The 15,046-nt window shown below is 50.4% G+C and carries 19 protein-coding genes; all 19 read right to left on the reverse strand.

Features of this window, described 5'->3' with window-relative positions:
• Positions 1–172: 172 nt before the first annotated feature.
• The 19 genes from PY990_RS03960 to PY990_RS04050 all read right to left on the reverse strand — a co-directional run bounded on the left by PY990_RS03960 (position 173) and on the right by PY990_RS04050 (position 14,737).
• Positions 173–415 carry a VF530 family protein gene (locus PY990_RS03960; RefSeq protein WP_275270500.1) on the reverse strand — a complete coding sequence of 81 codons (243 nt, stop codon included), beginning with the start codon at positions 413–415 and terminating at the stop codon, positions 173–175.
• Between the two features lie 43 nt (positions 416–458).
• Entirely contained in the window at positions 459–1,055 is a 597-nt protein-coding gene (locus PY990_RS03965) for a PIN domain-containing protein (protein ID WP_275270501.1), read from the reverse strand.
• Positions 1,056–1,125: 70 nt separating this feature from the next.
• The gene (locus tag PY990_RS03970) at positions 1,126–1,542 is read right to left on the reverse strand and encodes a VOC family protein (protein ID WP_275270502.1); all 417 of its coding nucleotides are present in this window, start codon (positions 1,540–1,542) and stop codon (positions 1,126–1,128) included.
• Positions 1,543–1,704: 162 nt separating this feature from the next.
• Entirely contained in the window at positions 1,705–2,553 is an 849-nt protein-coding gene (locus tag PY990_RS03975) for a protein NO VEIN domain-containing protein (protein ID WP_275270503.1), read from the reverse strand.
• A gap of 105 nt (positions 2,554–2,658) precedes the next feature.
• Positions 2,659–3,111 carry a GNAT family N-acetyltransferase gene (locus tag PY990_RS03980; protein ID WP_275270504.1) on the reverse strand — a complete coding sequence of 151 codons (453 nt, stop codon included), beginning with the start codon at positions 3,109–3,111 and terminating at the stop codon, positions 2,659–2,661.
• A gap of 80 nt (positions 3,112–3,191) precedes the next feature.
• A complete protein-coding gene (locus PY990_RS03985) occupies positions 3,192–4,262 on the reverse strand; it encodes a serine/threonine-protein kinase (protein WP_275270505.1) in 1,071 nt (356 codons plus the stop codon).
• Positions 4,262–4,723 carry a hypothetical protein gene (locus PY990_RS03990; RefSeq protein ID WP_275270506.1) on the reverse strand — a complete coding sequence of 154 codons (462 nt, stop codon included), beginning with the start codon at positions 4,721–4,723 and terminating at the stop codon, positions 4,262–4,264. The genes PY990_RS03985 and PY990_RS03990 overlap by 1 nt, the downstream gene beginning before the upstream one ends.
• Before the next feature lie 73 nt (positions 4,724–4,796).
• Entirely contained in the window at positions 4,797–5,411 is a 615-nt protein-coding gene (locus tag PY990_RS03995; protein ID WP_275270507.1) for a DUF4145 domain-containing protein, read from the reverse strand.
• Positions 5,412–5,488: 77 nt separating this feature from the next.
• Complete coding sequence (locus PY990_RS04000) at positions 5,489–6,241, reverse strand: hypothetical protein (RefSeq protein WP_275270508.1); 753 nt, start codon at positions 6,239–6,241, stop codon at positions 5,489–5,491.
• Positions 6,242–6,731: 490 nt separating this feature from the next.
• A complete protein-coding gene (locus PY990_RS04005; RefSeq protein WP_275270509.1) occupies positions 6,732–7,532 on the reverse strand; it encodes a DUF4393 domain-containing protein in 801 nt (266 codons plus the stop codon).
• A gap of 79 nt (positions 7,533–7,611) precedes the next feature.
• Positions 7,612–8,373 (reverse strand): hypothetical protein, encoded by a 762-nt coding sequence (locus PY990_RS04010; RefSeq protein ID WP_275270510.1) that lies wholly within the window; start codon positions 8,371–8,373, stop codon positions 7,612–7,614.
• A 108-nt stretch (positions 8,374–8,481) separates the two neighbouring features.
• Positions 8,482–9,024, reverse strand: coding sequence for a hypothetical protein (locus PY990_RS04015; protein WP_275270511.1), 543 nt, complete (start codon positions 9,022–9,024; stop codon positions 8,482–8,484).
• Positions 9,025–9,092: 68 nt separating this feature from the next.
• Positions 9,093–9,449, reverse strand: coding sequence for a lysozyme inhibitor LprI family protein (locus tag PY990_RS04020; RefSeq protein ID WP_275270512.1), 357 nt, complete (start codon positions 9,447–9,449; stop codon positions 9,093–9,095).
• A 130-nt stretch (positions 9,450–9,579) separates the two neighbouring features.
• Positions 9,580–10,350 carry a hypothetical protein gene (locus tag PY990_RS04025; RefSeq protein WP_275270513.1) on the reverse strand — a complete coding sequence of 257 codons (771 nt, stop codon included), beginning with the start codon at positions 10,348–10,350 and terminating at the stop codon, positions 9,580–9,582.
• Positions 10,351–10,427: 77 nt separating this feature from the next.
• The gene (locus tag PY990_RS04030) at positions 10,428–10,802 is read right to left on the reverse strand and encodes a hypothetical protein (RefSeq protein WP_275270514.1); all 375 of its coding nucleotides are present in this window, start codon (positions 10,800–10,802) and stop codon (positions 10,428–10,430) included.
• 1,009 nt (positions 10,803–11,811) lie between these two features.
• A complete protein-coding gene (locus tag PY990_RS04035) occupies positions 11,812–12,120 on the reverse strand; it encodes a hypothetical protein (RefSeq protein WP_275270515.1) in 309 nt (102 codons plus the stop codon).
• Positions 12,121–12,256: 136 nt separating this feature from the next.
• Positions 12,257–12,628 (reverse strand): hypothetical protein, encoded by a 372-nt coding sequence (locus PY990_RS04040; protein WP_275270516.1) that lies wholly within the window; start codon positions 12,626–12,628, stop codon positions 12,257–12,259.
• Positions 12,629–12,741: 113 nt separating this feature from the next.
• The gene (locus PY990_RS04045; protein WP_275270517.1) at positions 12,742–14,211 is read right to left on the reverse strand and encodes a HEPN domain-containing protein; all 1,470 of its coding nucleotides are present in this window, start codon (positions 14,209–14,211) and stop codon (positions 12,742–12,744) included.
• Positions 14,212–14,320: 109 nt separating this feature from the next.
• Complete coding sequence (locus tag PY990_RS04050) at positions 14,321–14,737, reverse strand: DUF2314 domain-containing protein (protein WP_275270518.1); 417 nt, start codon at positions 14,735–14,737, stop codon at positions 14,321–14,323.
• Positions 14,738–15,046 lie beyond the last annotated feature (309 nt).

A 15,046-nucleotide genomic window follows, 5' to 3' on the forward strand; every position in this document is an offset into this window, starting at 1 on the left:
ACGGGTTTGCTGGGGGCTTACACTGCATGACCCGGCTTACCCGGGCAGGACATAACTACCATGCGGTGCCTTTTAAACGAATTTAAAGAGGCACCTTAAAAAGAAGGAATGAGGGGGTTACAAATTGTGGGGTGGTGATAGCTTGGTGTAATTACACCGCGCGGCAGTCGACTTAACTTTTTCGCACTTCAGTTTGTGCTGCAAATGTAGATAGGTAAAGTTGCTCCACCTGCTCTCTGGCCCAAGGTGTTTTTCGAAGAAACTTCAGGCTGGATTTAACGGAAGGATCGTTCTTGAAACAATTGATTTTGATTCGATTGGCGAGCTCATCCCAGCCGTAGTGTTCAACGAGTTTCACAACGACAGACTCAAGCGTAACCCCATGCATCGGGTTCTTGAATTGCTCGGTATTCATGCTGGGCTTTTATCCTTGAAGCGATTGCTTTTTATAAGAAGTTTCAGGCGGGCAATTCATACGAAACCTTGGTACCCGCAATACTGACTATTCCTTTCGTCTGTAACTCTAACAGCAATGACTGAAGCTCTTCATCGGATAGTTGTTTTTGAAACATGTTGCTGATGGTGCTCGTGAGCGTCTTGACGGCGCGTGGCTTGGCTGCTCCCCTGCGCTTTAAATCAGCGATGATTACAGCAATTTTCTCGCTGGGTGATTTGGAGTTTGACGCCTTGACAATCGGAATGTCAGTGACATCTTTGGAACGACACGCGAGGATCTTTTTGCCTTTGAGGTGATTGATCAGCGGGTCGAAGCCCGTGTCTTTGGAAACAATGTGGAAGTATGCATCGGGCTCTTTGCTGGCCAACAAGCCAATGTAGTACGCAATGTGAAAGTCGAGCGCGTTGGAGCCATTACCTGAAATCTTGATGTACTCGGCACGCTCACCCATTTGCTGAAGTGCTGATGCCACCTCGAAGGTAACCTTGGCTTGATTGGCACCGACGAATACGATCACTTTGAAGTGCTCTTTGCTGAGCACCGCCATTGCTTCTGGCTGCACGTTTTCGTAGTCGATGAGTACGTAGTTTGTTCGCAATTTAAATCCTGGTTTTGGGCTTTGGTCGTTTTAAGTCGGCAGGCTAGTTCTACAGGCTGATCGACCTCAATTAGACGGGCATTTCTGGATTAAATGCAACTTCCCAAAGGTGGCCGTCTGGATCTTGAAAGTAACCAGCATAGCCACCCCAAAAAGTTGCGCCTGCGGGTTTAACGATTGTTGCACCCGCCGTGCTTGCCTGCTGCATAACAGCATCAACCTCTTCTTGAGAAGCCACATTGTGAGCAAGACTAAAGCTGCCTGTGCCTCCACCATTAAGAGACAAGCCTGTGTCAGCGGCCAAACTTGCGCGAGGCCACACTGCGAGTTTCAGGTTGGGTTGAAGATCAAAGAAAGCCACTGCACCTATCTCGAACTCTGTACCCATGATGCCATTGGTGGGTAACCCAAGCCCGTCTCGATAGAATGCGACGGCACGTTGTAGATCTTCAACGCCCAGGGTGATGAGGCTAATGTGTGGGCGCATGAGTTAGACGGTATTGGTTCGAGTGCAAGTGGAGTTTGCCATGAATCAAAGCGTGCGATTGAATCCTATTGCCGCAGCCCCGATGCATTTGATGCGATACCTATTCTTGCGTCAGCAAAATAAACAACGTGGCAAACGCCATGTGCATCATCTGGTTAGATTTCACGCTGACCTAGCAATAAATTCAGACGGTTCAAGGATGCACCGATCTTCAATACTTCCAGTCAATGCAAATAGTCGCGGCGTGTCGCGGAACTTGAACAAGCGATATAGGTAATACCTCGATGCATTGTCTCGGGAGAATCGAAGTTCATTTGGCGTGACGAAGAATGGCGTGTTTTTTCCATACTTGGTGGTTTTTGCTTCTATGTACCGATCTGTGCCGTTTTCCTCAAAAGACTTGATATCAAAACCAGCCGATGGCCCGACTGTGACCGAAATTTGCTCGATACGGTCAGCGAGTGAATCTTTACCGACCCTAATTAGGCGAGCACGCTCAAAATTAAGGACAAACTGCTCCCCTGCTTCTCCGAGAGATTGGTTCCTGGCCTCGCGCTCCAAGTAGTTAACGCCACCGGGGTTGTAGATGGCTCGCGGCTCTGAAATGGTGGGAGTTTTTCGATCTTCCGGCGTGGGTGGTTCGTCCCAGGCCGACAGGAAGTCTTCCACGCTTGGAATTGCAGGCGTTACCTCCGAATCCGCAGCAAACAGGTGCTGAAGCTCTGGATTACTCTTGAGGTAATCAGCGACCACCGCTGGCAACAGTGAGCGCTGATAGTTGAACCGGGGCTTATAGCCGTCGATGTAGGGAATACCCATCTCAATCAAAACGGCACTGATGTTCTGATGCTTCAATTCCACTGAACCATTGGAGCGATTATTTAGCTGCTCCATCAAGGCGCGCCGATGCTCTGTTTTGTTGTATTCAGTTCCAGTCAACTCAAGCCGAAGCATGCAGAAATAGTCCGCGACTGCTGCTTCGACCTCGGAATCTGACCAGTGGCTTGTCATGGCATTTGTGAAATATAACGCTGGTATGCGCGGCGGCTGAAATGTAGGGAGGAACGACCGAAATGTAAGCCGTCCGAGCCGCGCAGCGGCGCCATAATACCCTTGTTAGCGCACATCTTGCCGAAGCTCCATCGGCTGATAGAGCACACCATCTTTTTCACCAGCGGCGGTAGACTCTATGAAGCCGAAGCGCTTGTAGACAGGTATAGCAATCATAGATGACCTAACCGTGTATGTATTAACCGCTAATTGCTTTGTTGTGTGTTCCCAGAGTAGGCGCGCAATGCCTTTGCCTTGGTGCGACGCCGCCACGAAAAGGTGGTACACATGGTTTGGTCGTTTAATTGAAATATAAGCTACCAGCTCGCCGTTAAGTTCGTAGACATAGTTGTAGTAGTCATCACCTGCCAGGCGATCAACGAATTCGGCTTCGCTCAGGCTGCTAGCGAACCAATCAGGAAGTGTAGCGTCCGGATCCCGCAAGTAGTATCGCGAAAGACCAGCAACTAGGCTTTGTAGTTTTGGGGCATCGCCACTATCAGCTTTCCGTATGCTCATGAGCCTTCCTACCGCTAACGCTTAGCTCACCGGAAAATGCGAGCGCAGCGAGTATTTTTCCGGTGGAGCTATTTGTTAAATCACAGCTCACCATTTACCACCGAAAGCATGAACGATTTCATGTGCTTTTTTAGTTCTTCACTAGTTAGCTTTGAGCCAGACATCTTCGCTACGCGAGTTTCATTGCCGCTTTCAAGTCGGGTACGAAATGCATCGAACTTGTATCCATGATTACTCTTTTCCTGAGAAAAACGAAATGTTTGGTTGCCTGAAACTCCAAGATAATCTCCTGTAGCATCGGTCGTCCAATACCCAGCTAGAGCGATTGCTTCAAGTGCTCGCCGCATGTCCAATGCCGATTGAAACCTGTCGGCAGGGTCAGCTTTAGTTGCCTTTGCTATGACTCTAGCTACCGATGGAGGAATGAATGGCAAGTAATCCTGCTTTCTTGGTAGTTTACCTTTTGCTTTTAGCTCTTCGAACTTTGCATTCCCCACGCTGCTGCGTAAATCGCGAATGGTTCCGATACCATTCAGCAGCCTAAATAACGTTAAACCAACTTGGTATATGTCAGTCGATAGGGTGATATTGCCAGTTGCAATCGTCTCTGGCGCCTTATGAAGAACGTATGCATTTGGCGCCTTCGCCGGCTTTAACCCGGGCGAGGCACATGAAATCCCATAATCCGTCAGAATCCCCTCGCCCCTTGGGCCAACAAGTATGTTGGAAGGTTTTACATCGTTGTGAAAAAGACCTGACTCATGGAGGTACTCAAGCCCTCGGAGTATGTCGATGGTAATCCTGATTGCCTCCGTCATTGGCATAAAATTCGACGGATTCAACTGTGTAGTAGCAGATCCACCTGGGTGATAATCCATAGCAATTACCACAACATTTCCCGATGGAGTTGTGACAACATCCGCGTAGTGAACGTGGATCACATTCGCATGCTCAAGCCTATTTCCGACTTTCGCCTCGTTCAAGTGTTCTGCCACCGGAGCCATACTTTCATCGAGAATCTTTATGGCAACATCCCTAGCCAAAGTGAGGTCATGCGCGAGCCACACTTCTCCGAAATACCCGCCGCCAATGTTATGTTGTAATTGGTACTTATACAGCTGGTCACCTGCATTGAATTTCGGCGCTGACACTAGATTCCTCCTCTCAACGCCCAAGCTACCATGATTGCGTCAGCGATTTGTTCGTTCCAATATTTATCCGTAGAACCAACTTTAGACTCAGCGCGCTCCTTGACATCTGTTCTCTTGGCGCCGATTTGGCTGTAAAGACGTGTACAGACAGGGATGTTCGCGTCTTTAGAAGCCAGCAAAACTGCGGCGTCAAGATACGACGCGAGGCGAGTTGATTTGGTATCGCTTCGAGCATATTCGCTGGTCTTGATCGCTACTAGGTCAATGTCCTGATTTTGCCTTAATATTCTGTCGACCTCCGATTTTTGCCAATGAATTATGTCTTCGACTTCCGTTACGCCGGCTGGCACTTTGATTATGTGTTCAGCGTTTTGGTTTAGGAAAACAATGTTGGTCCCGTCAGAGTCTAACAATGCAAATCTCAATTGCTTTGGTGCGGTTCGAATTCCAAGTACCTTCATGCAGACCTCTTTGTTGTGTTTATGATTTAACGTTCGAGCTAAGCTACCGCAGTGGGTCAGCTTGAGCGAGGGGTTAGGCGTCACCGCGCGCCGCCTTGTGTACTTTGAATTCGGCATACTTCTCAGACAGCGTGTAGACGTACTCGAAGATCGCGATTGTGAACGCGAGCACGTCGGTTGCGTTCTCCTTTGTGACTTCTTCTGTTGTGGTGTGTGCCCCGAGATTCCGCTCTCGGCGCAGCACATCCGCCCACTGAAAGAGCTTGTCGTCAATGACGCCTTGGTTCTTGAGTTCTGTGAGCCCAGTAGCGAGCGTCTTGCCGGGGGCCTTCTCGGTGGCGAGTCGCTCCACAGCTCGGCCGCAAAGCACAACTGCGGCAGACCAGATTCCATGGGCGATACACTTCTGTGCGTCCTTGATATCTTGGCGGATTCGTTCAGGAATGCTTGGGCTTAAGTCGATTGCCGTCGGTTCTGGCCACAGGCGCTCCGCTCGGTCGTACACCCAATCGTCATGGTCATCTCGGTAGAGTTGAGTGAAGCCAAGGAGCGCTTCTTCGCAGGAGGGGCAACACGCCAAGACAATTGTGTTGTCGGTGTCTGTGTGCTTCACATAGCCCTTCACTGGTGCGCTGACTCGCGTGGCGCAGTGCGGGCAATCGATAACAACGGAGTCGCGCAGGGGCATTAGTTGTGACGCCTAACGTCTGAATTCACCGGCCTGCGCGGCTTTTCGGGCAGGTCCGGTGGAATGAAAAGTTAGAGTCATGGGCGAGCTTTTTCCACTAGTGTTATTGCTGTTCCCATCTTCTTAAGATCGGTCATGATTAACCAAGCGCCGACACAATCCAATAGGGCAATACCGACAAAAGCTTGGGCTGCATATGGTCCCGACTTAAGGATACCTGGGGCATAAAATTCCAAGCTAGCCATCAGTAAGCAGGCGACGGCGTGCAATGGCAGTAATAGCCAAAACAAGAATCCCAAGTTGTAGCGGAGCTTAAAAAAACGATCCCGTAATGAAAACCACGGTGGATGGTATACGACGTTGAGGTAGCACAACTGGAAGAGACTGAGTGCGAAATTGACGTTTGTTGGATGGCCCAGAACTGCTTTGATGGAAGGAACGTCAGCGCCCTTAACACCATAAAGCCTTTCAATTTCATCTTGCAGCCGAACATCGCTCAGTTGCCTAAACGTTTCCTTGAAATTGGTTCTCTCTTCGGCAAGATTCTTCTTTGAATTGGCAATCCAGTTGTAGAACGGAATGATGATTCCAATTACAAAGACAGCAAGTCCGACTAATTCAAGCCAGCCGAAGGCGCTGCCTGGAGGGGTAGCGTCGGTCTGTTTCAGTACTACGGTTTGGAAGGCATACAGAAGAATATCCTTCGAGCCAAATGACATTAGCCCAACGCCTAGCGCCATGAGTCGACTAGAGACAGTGCCAAAAACAAAATTAAGAAGACGACCCAAGGCCTTGCCAATATCTATTGTTCCGGAAAACTTTAAGTTCATGACTGAATGAATCTAACGTTGGCGTTCAGCCGCCGCCGAAGGCAGTCGGCTGGAACAACGGGTTAGACAACACGGCCACGGCAAAGGTGTTCACTTCTTGACTAGCGGCACAAACGTGAACCATAGGATGAACATTGCGGCGGCACCGACCAACCAAGCAATCGCTGCTAGGGTGAAGGTTGGCAGGTGGCGCGCAGCGACCATAGCAAGTAGAAACGGCAGAAACGCGACGGCACTCTTGCCCAGCGGAACTCCCACCTTCGCGCCGCAAGAAGTGCAGGTTGCAGGAATTGCTGTGCCGAGAAAGGCTCGGCGAAGCATAGAGATGCCAGGGTTGTTGCAGTGTGGGCAGGCGTACACAGCTTCCTCCGTGGGGTCTAACGTTGGAGTTGACCGGCACGCAGCGGCATTGCGACGCGAGACGTATGCTCCCGCGCACGGCTCGAGGCGCAATGCCGCTGCGTGTCCGCGTCGAACGACCTGTTAGCTTTCATTTCCCGTGGCACGCTTGAATGAATTTCAGGCCAAAGCTCGTTCGCTGAGCAAGACCTCTTCCAAACTTCAATTCGCGACCGGCAAGCTGGGGAATGCTCTCGATTCTCTTGGTAAGTGCGGCACGATTCGAGGCCTCAAGCGGCTCATAGATAGAACCGTCGGCAAGCCACTCGTCATATCTGACGGTGACGAGTCCCAGTCCGGACAAGTTGCTCAGGTATGCGTCTATGTTGCCCGGGAAGACCAGGTCCTTCGTTACTTCTGGCGGTACGAATGGCCCACCGAGAACGCTGTGTGAGCCCTCCTTCGGCACGACCGCTGTCGCTTGAACGATCGGCATGTCTCGGCGCTGCACGAAGTACACGAGGAGACGGGCCTCATCCGGGCTTAGATTATTTACTACGTTGACGAAGCTTGGATGCGCATTCCCAAGCGTGTCCACGTTTGATGCAGTTGCTAGAAGCCTCACGTACATGTCAGAGAGTTGCTCGTCCGTGACATACGCGAGCTTCTCGGCAATAGGAACTCCTATCTCTGGGGCTACGCCGACAATCTTTTCCTCCGGTATGGATTCGAGGCGCTGTCGATACTTTTCAAGGTTTGTCTCTAGCGCAATGCGAGATCGTTCATTGGCCCAAGCGATAGGCCAAAGGATGGTGTTGCCAAGACCCATCACTGTCTCAAGTGCCCTACCCGCCTGCTTGACTCCTGGTCGGGCTAAATCCCCATAGATCTCCACGAGCAGACCCGGGACCTTCAGAGCCTCCTGCGCCACTTGCAGCCATCCATCGGCCATGTTTGTTCGCCCTATAAAAGCTAACGGTTGAGTTCAGCGGGCGGCAAAAGAGTAGCTTTTGACAATCCGCTGCGAATAGTTAGAAACTCTTTGCGTAGTTGCATGATTTGACCGAAAACTGGCTATTTGCTGGGTTCTCCGGGAAAAAGACCAGCACACGTTGATCACCCAAGAAAACTACACTATTTGACTTGCTCGTCCAGTCATCAGTACATGGATGGCTGCCGTTGAAGTCCGCCCAAATAGCGAACCTCATCGCTAATGGCTTAAATGAATTTGCTAAGCCTGCGCTCGTAGTTAGGACAAACGCTCCAACAAAAACAAATAGTAAGCCGCCAATCCATGCTTTCAAGCCGAGCGCAGCGCGGTCAGGGGTCAGAAGCGACAAAGGCAGCACATATGTTAGGAGTGTGCCTAGGAGGATAAACACGATCCACAGCCAACCAATAACGTCTTGTCGATAAATCAGACCGAACGGAGCAAACAGCACAGCAAAAAACGTGGTGGACACCCCAAAATGGCTTGAGTCAACGCGAAATAGCTGATTTATTACATCACCTGCCCATTTATTTGCATACGCAGAGTATGAGAAAAGCATTGTGATTCCGAATATCCGCAATTGCCATACAGAAGCTGCCTCTTGAACAAACTTTCCAAATCTGGAGCGTGGAAGCCAGATTGCTAAGAGCGCAAACGGCAATGCACCGCCAAAAAAGATTGACACCAAGGCAATCCAAGGGTTCCCAATCAGTAGTGTTGCAACAATTGAAATAACCCATGCCGTAACTAGAGCGATTGAAACTCGCTTTGGACTATATCTTTTCTCGATTGGTGAGGACATAAAGTTTCTAACGTTTGACGTGAGGGGCCGCCGTAGCGGCAAAGCCGCGAAGGAAACCCACATGCACAGCTTGTGGGCGATCCCCCTCGACGGAGTTGTTAGGCGATTTCATTGAGATACGCCTTTTTTATGTTGTTCAAGAAGATCGTGAGCATACCGCCAGAACTCACGCTTGCCTTTTGACTTCATACTCGAAGTTAAAGCCTCGACGAGGCCACGTAGAAAGTCATCCGGCACGGCTTCCTTTCTTATAACGCCGACCCAAAGGCGAAAGATGTCGTAGTGCTTGGGACGCAAACTCGGTTTGTCTCGGAAGTACGCCATAGCGTCCGCGAGCAGGGCCTCAGTTAAATCCGTTTCAAACTCAATTGTTGAATTTGTGTCGTTGTCTGCATGTTTAAAGAAATTTTCAGGGCCATTGAGGAAGCCCATGATTCTTTTTCTTTCGACTTCAGAGAGAGTTTCAAGGTATCCACGCTTAAGAAACGGATGTTCTTGCTTCTGCTTCTTGGCGATATCTTTTAATGCGTTGTAAGCTGCAGCGGCGAGCGTATGAGTGGCGATGAAGTTTTCAGATAGAAAAAACAACTCAACGGCAGCATCGAGTTGAGCGCAAATCGCATCTAACTTAGCAACCTTCATTATGCTCATCGATTTCGCCTAACGCTGAGCTGACCGGCTCGCTTGCGAGTCCGTGTTCAGCGATGTGTTATACGTTTTCACCATTTTCTGGCCTTCAAAAGCTTTACTCGACTATTCGTCATATCGATCTGGCACTGAATATACGTTGGTTGATACACCTGCCCTCCTGCGGTTGGTGCTGCCTCGGCGTCATATTGATCGTCTCGTTTATTTAACCAAGCTCTTTGGGAATGCTTCAAAGACTGCTTCTCTTCTGGCCCCAACTTTGTGCGAAGAGATTTATAAACCTCGTTTAGCCGCTTATCAGCTTCATTGTAGTCATCACCAAGACACACAATCAGCTTGTCATTCGCTAATACCTTATCGCAATGGGTAGCGTTAGCAATTAGCGGCAAAGAAAAAAAGCAAAACGAGATGATTAAACGGTTGATCAACTTGATGCCTTTTTTTACGTATAACGTTTGAGTTAACCGGCAGGCGACGAAGTGACGCCGCCGGGTAAGAATGAAATGACGCTCGGCGGTGGAACGCCGGAGCCTATCCGGTTGAACGAGCGGTTAGGCGTCATGTTTTTGGCAGGCGGATAGCTTCCGCGCCGGCAATTGCATCCATGTCATCAGTTTCAACTCGGTCTGTGTGCGGCCCGCACAGGGTCTCAATGAAGTCAAACCAACTACGACCGAGGTGATTTATCTGTTCCTGCAAATCCTCCGGCGCTCGATCGCTGTAGACAGGAGCCCAGACCAATCTAGGTGTTGAATCTCCAGGTACTGAAACATAGGAATTCGCCGTGAGATAGATGAAGCAATCTATGGACGAATACGAGTCGGCTAGCAGGCTGCAGGCCAACGCTTGAATTGGCTCAGGGCCTAGCGATTGAAAACCGTCATTCACGAACAGCAAGACGCCCTTCGATGCCCGAATGCCAAAGAATTCCTTTGTGTCACGAATCTGCCGGTTTGCCTTCTTCAAAACCCTGGAGATGGGAGGTCGAAAGAGTCGGATGAACTCGCTTCGAAACCAAGGCGGAAATCGTCCATCTCCACCGAATAGTGCGGGTCTCCATGCCGGGTCGTCTCGAACGACACGTTCCATAAGTTCGCCAAAACCCGTCACGAAGCTCTGTGATTCCGAAAACTCCGTTTGGATCTCCTTCAACTCAGCAATGATCTGAGTATCTGGAAAGTAGAAGTCAGCGTTCTCGAACTTGCGTGGATTTGGCAGGACATCTTCGACGACCGTGCCACCGATATGTCGCACAAACTTCTGCCAAATATCCTCGACTGGAAAAGGGGCGTGGGGACCTACGTCCCAGAAGCCGGGAATGGTATTCATAGCGCCTAACGTGGAAATAACCGGACTACGCGGCTTTTCGCGCAGGTCCGGTTGATTGCAGGGTTATAGGTCATTGGTTACCTGGCGAGAAAAGTAGTAACCGCGTCTCCGCGCACACCAATTGTTCCCCATTCACGCGAAGGTGATTGGCAGGCAAGCGCGAAATCGCCAGCCTCTGGATCGAACAGCAGACCATAGCTGCCGTCGATAGCTACTACCCAGCAATTGCGAACAATCGGAGGGTTAGCATTCAACTGGTCATGGGTATCTTGTACGAGACATTCAGTGAGAAATGGATCGATCAAACACGGACGCATCTTCTCAAGTTCGGCAGCGATAAGTTCCTTAGACCACGGTGTCCCCACGGTTGTACCGGGTGGAGGAATCTCGTATTCATCGTAGAACAGTTGCATATCCTTGAGGATGAGGGCCTTCAGCTCAGACGGATTCATTTTGGTGACGTATAACGTTGGAGGCCACCGGCACGCAGCAAGCGCCGCGAAGCGGCATCCTGCTGCTGTGTGTCCGTGTGGGCCGAAAAGTTAGACGTCACTAGCACTCCCTTGTTTGGTCGCGCCCCGTTTGAGCACCAAGAATACGGCCAGCACAACGGGACTTAATAGGACTCCTGCCGCCATCACAGGAAAAGGAGCAGCGTGGTACGTATTGGTCCAGTAGAGTACCGACGGCGCGAAGACCAGTACGAACCAAAATAAACGTTCCGCGCCCTTAACCTTCCGCGATAGCAGAATGACGATTGGTGGTACGACAGTTGCCGCGAGGATTATCACCAGCCCGAGTGCAACGCCTACTAACATGCCCAGTGGATTCATGAGGTCTAACGTTTAAGGTAAGGGGCGGACCGCTTGCGGGACGTCCTAGCGGCCAAATGCCGCACCTTGACCGATATGTTAGGCATGGCTGGAACCATTTGTCGTCTCAATTGTGTCTACCTCTTGTGCGCATACACCTCACAGGAAAACCAATGTATCGGTCGGTGGAACTGCGGCCGTCGATACTCTCAACAGAAACCGTGAAGTGCGGCCCATAGACAGAGTCGGTTCCAAATCTGGCGATGAGAGTCTTGATTTGACTCGGGTCGATGCGGTGTTTTTTGCAAAGCTCGGGAAGCGCGTTGCCATAACATTTACTTGCGCATTTAAGCCTTTCCGAGATAGTGCTGCCCGTAGTACTCGCGTCTAGAAAGTTAACCTCAATATAGCCAGAGTCAGATGCGGCAGCTTCAGCAAAGACATCCATTTCATAAAATCCAACCAACAACCCAATCCCACTTGCAAAGGAATCTGCAAATTTGTGGCCAAGACTTTTGAGCTCACCGAGCTTCATACTTTGCGATGCCTAACGTGAAGGTGACCGGCGCCTTGCCGCAACGCGTCCGTGTCGACCGACCTGTTAGACGTCACCGCCATTCGCGCCGCCGAGGACCGCTGCAGCCAAACCTCAGTGAACGCTCTCATCGCCTTGCGCGCCCGTGGCAACCTGGTACGCGATAAAGCTGGCGTACTTGTTTCGGGCATCGGCGTTGAGCCTCATACCATTGGCCTTGCACCACTTCGGGAAAGCGTCAGGGTCAATGTCCACCGGCACAACGCGAACACCCTGGGACTCGAACTTCTTGCGACCCGTCTCCGCCGCGGCGAACCACTCGTTGTAGGTTCTATGGAGCTTATGCCCATCCTCGAACATCGTACGAAGACGATCGAAATTTTCAGGCTTGTACCAAGCCATCCCGATGATTTGTACCTGCACGCTATCTCCCCTGTTCGTTCTCAAGCCCGAGTCCATTGTGATGTCTAACGCCCCGCTAAACGGCGAGCGACGCAACGCGTAGCGAGTCCAGTGGAGGCCGCGTTATTGGCGGCCGGAACGGTGTTTGAGCGGCTTGTTATAAGCTTTTCGCCGAAAACCATGACTTGCTTTCCTTAGTACTGACGAAAAAGTATGCCGCTACAAACATGAGAAGCTCTAGAACATAGAAAAGTTGAGCCATACCAAAGCCGAACTCTGATACATCCCAAATTAATGAAGCAAGCATTATTACCCCGACAAGAACAAGGGTTAGCTTAATATCTTTGCCCCTAAATAAATCCCAGATTACCCAAGCGATAATAACTGTCCAAATGACATTAATACCTAACGTAAACGGATCACTGAAACTAATCTCTTCAAAATCAAGGCCATCGAAGTAGACTGCAATCAGGGTGGATAGACATGAAATCACTAAAGCTATTCCCGCTTTTACAATATCTGAAGGCAAAGATATTCTCCGTGATTGGCTTATAACGCCTGAGTTCACCGGCATTTGAGGCGATGCCTGTTTTTGCGTCAGCAAAAATTGGCAGCGGGTCAAATGTCCGGTGCAACGATTTGTTAGGCACCCGTTGGCACCCCCAAAAGCAACTCTTGATCGATCTGCCTTGGATCGCGAAATCGCTGGTTAGCTAGCAGCACTTTCAAAACCAGCCTCACATAGTCGATTGAAAGATTGTGGGCTGGCTTACGTGTCTTATCATCGATCTTAACCATCCTACTCTTTTCAAGATTCCTGCTTCCGTGAACAATGGCCGAGCGATATCCGTAGATACTTTTGATGTCCCTAAAGGCTTCCGCAGCATTTCGTCCAAATGATGCATCGAGCCCGGCTAAAGCACCGACGCGCATGGCCAACTTGTGCGTCATCTCCTGTTTGCCGTCATCAGACAGCAGGGCTTCCAAAGCAATAGTAGCGTCAAGCACCGCATCTTCCTCGTCATCTCGGACAAGACACCGATTTAGCCGCTTAAGAGAAAGGATGATGGAATTTTCTGTGGCGTTAGAAAGCTGTTCAAATACCTTTGTAATCTGATCGAGTTGATCGCTGGATATAAGTGGCACCTTATCGATGTTCCAGTGGTAATCCTCAAATTCAGATGGATAAGCGCGAACAGTTACACCCTGGACGCAGGGCAAATCTGCCTTCGGGTAATTTTCCCAGCCCTTGTAGACAGAGTACATTTGGCTGTAGCCAGTCTTGCTAGCCGAGCAAATTCTTATCGCGCCGAAGAACCGTTCAATGAAATCGCGCGGGTAAGCTCTGGCATCTCCTAAGATATTGAAATCCCACATGCGTTCTGAGTTTGGGACATACCAGTCTTTAAATACTAGTGCGTGGGTTGCTGCAAGAATTACTGATTTATGAGCGCTCGTGTTATGAGAATTGACTTTGTATCGAGCTAGGTGCTGCTCTTCCGGGATTCGGATGATGGCAAGACCGCCAGCAAGTTCGTGTTCGTCAACGTCAAAGTCCAGAAATAGGATCGGTACGCAGATGTCGATGCTCAACCGCTCATCGAAAATATACGAAAGCACGGGGGCGACCACTTCTTCAGCGTACTGATCCTGATATTCGAAGATGTTGAATTTATGAATATAGCGGTCTAAGGCGTCCTTAACAGCTGCCAAGACTTGGATTTTGTCTACTTCAAGTTTTATCTTCCCCATCGGCGGGGGTTCTACCGCCAGGCTAAAACGCTTCAACAGCGTTTCCCTCGATCTGACGTACTGGACGAGATTGCTGAAACTATCAATCTCGTCCTCGTTGATAAGTGCCTTCCCGCCGAAAGAAGTAAAACAACCGCTGTAGTCGACCGGCCCGGAACCAGTCGTTGAAGACAACTGGGGTAGTCCGTTCTTGTCAAAGGTGAGTTTGGGAAAATCGAAGTGGGTTCCAATGTACTTGCCGGAGTCCTTTGCTTCACCAACAAGCCGCAGGCCATCCTTAAAGGCCGCAATAAATAATTCGCGATACTCAGCTCGGTATTGCTGAATCGATGCAAAGTAACTGCTGCCCTGATCCGTCATCGAACCTCCCATTTGTGCAACGCGAGAAAAGTGTTTGGAGTGTGCCTAACGTTTGACATGAGGGGCGGCCGAGGGCGATAGTCCTTGGACGTCCCTCTCGATGGAAGGGTTAGGCCTCACGCGGTGCCCAACGCTTGACCGGGGGTGCGGATAGCACTCTCTCTGCATACTCTTTCGGTGGAGTGCTGACAGCAATGACATGCTCGGCTTGGAATGGGATCTCTGCGCCCCGAAGAAGATAGAACTCACCATCGTTTGGCACTGTGGCTGGCTCGCTGTCTAGGATGCCGAAATAGTAGTTGCCTACCTTGCGGGAAACGATGACCCACATTCGCTCGGTGCTTGTAGAAACTGTTCCATCTTCTTCTTCGGCCTCAATCGCGAATATCAGCTTTGCCCCTTGGCCAGAGGTGAGATTGCTTCGTTCTGTGAGAGTCGGAATCTCGAACGTGGAAGGTGCGGCTTGTTGCCTTTCCTCGCCTGACACCAGTTGCCAGAAGTCTAGAGAGATCGTGGGTAAGCGCATTTCTCTTGAGGCCTAACGGTTGAGTTAAGCGGCGCGCACACCGACGTCTGAGCTTTGCGCTTTATTCCTCACGCGTCCGCCTCAAACGATGTGTTAGACCGCCCTACGCTGGCCATAATCTCTGCGGCAAAACTACGGCTTTTCGAAAGGCTTAAGCTATTGCTTGGACCTAGGCCCATCGTCTCAGAGCTTAAATGCTCAAGATGGGATGCCAACGCCTCGGTCGTGCACCCGGCCCTAATAATTGAGACGATGTGAGTAGCGTAGCTGTCATACTCGTCAGCGGGCGCCGCAACCCCAGGCTCAACA

This window comes from Limnobacter olei (assembly GCF_029087225.1).
In the GTDB taxonomy this organism is placed as follows: Bacteria; Pseudomonadota; Gammaproteobacteria; order Burkholderiales; family Burkholderiaceae_B; genus Limnobacter; species Limnobacter olei.

Bases quoted from the DNA above. Each gene is read 5' to 3' on its own strand.
- PY990_RS04025 (WP_275270513.1), bottom strand. From the start codon at position 10,350: ATGAATACCATTCCCGGCTTCTGGGACGTAGGTCCCCACGCCCCTTTT.
- PY990_RS03960 (WP_275270500.1), bottom strand. From the start codon at position 415: ATGAATACCGAGCAATTCAAGAACCCGATGCATGGGGTTACGCTTGAG.
- PY990_RS03990 (WP_275270506.1), bottom strand. From the start codon at position 4,723: ATGAAGGTACTTGGAATTCGAACCGCACCAAAGCAATTGAGATTTGCA.
- PY990_RS04045 (WP_275270517.1), bottom strand. From the start codon at position 14,211: ATGACGGATCAGGGCAGCAGTTACTTTGCATCGATTCAGCAATACCGA.
- PY990_RS04050 (WP_275270518.1), bottom strand. From the start codon at position 14,737: ATGCGCTTACCCACGATCTCTCTAGACTTCTGGCAACTGGTGTCAGGC.
- PY990_RS04015 (WP_275270511.1), bottom strand. From the start codon at position 9,024: ATGAGCATAATGAAGGTTGCTAAGTTAGATGCGATTTGCGCTCAACTC.
- PY990_RS04000 (WP_275270508.1), bottom strand. From the start codon at position 6,241: ATGAACTTAAAGTTTTCCGGAACAATAGATATTGGCAAGGCCTTGGGT.
- PY990_RS04005 (WP_275270509.1), bottom strand. From the start codon at position 7,532: ATGGCCGATGGATGGCTGCAAGTGGCGCAGGAGGCTCTGAAGGTCCCG.
- PY990_RS03980 (WP_275270504.1), bottom strand. From the start codon at position 3,111: ATGAGCATACGGAAAGCTGATAGTGGCGATGCCCCAAAACTACAAAGC.
- PY990_RS03975 (WP_275270503.1), bottom strand. From the start codon at position 2,553: ATGACAAGCCACTGGTCAGATTCCGAGGTCGAAGCAGCAGTCGCGGAC.
- PY990_RS03995 (WP_275270507.1), bottom strand. From the start codon at position 5,411: ATGCCCCTGCGCGACTCCGTTGTTATCGATTGCCCGCACTGCGCCACG.
- PY990_RS04030 (WP_275270514.1), bottom strand. From the start codon at position 10,802: ATGAATCCGTCTGAGCTGAAGGCCCTCATCCTCAAGGATATGCAACTG.
- PY990_RS04010 (WP_275270510.1), bottom strand. From the start codon at position 8,373: ATGTCCTCACCAATCGAGAAAAGATATAGTCCAAAGCGAGTTTCAATC.
- PY990_RS03970 (WP_275270502.1), bottom strand. From the start codon at position 1,542: ATGCGCCCACACATTAGCCTCATCACCCTGGGCGTTGAAGATCTACAA.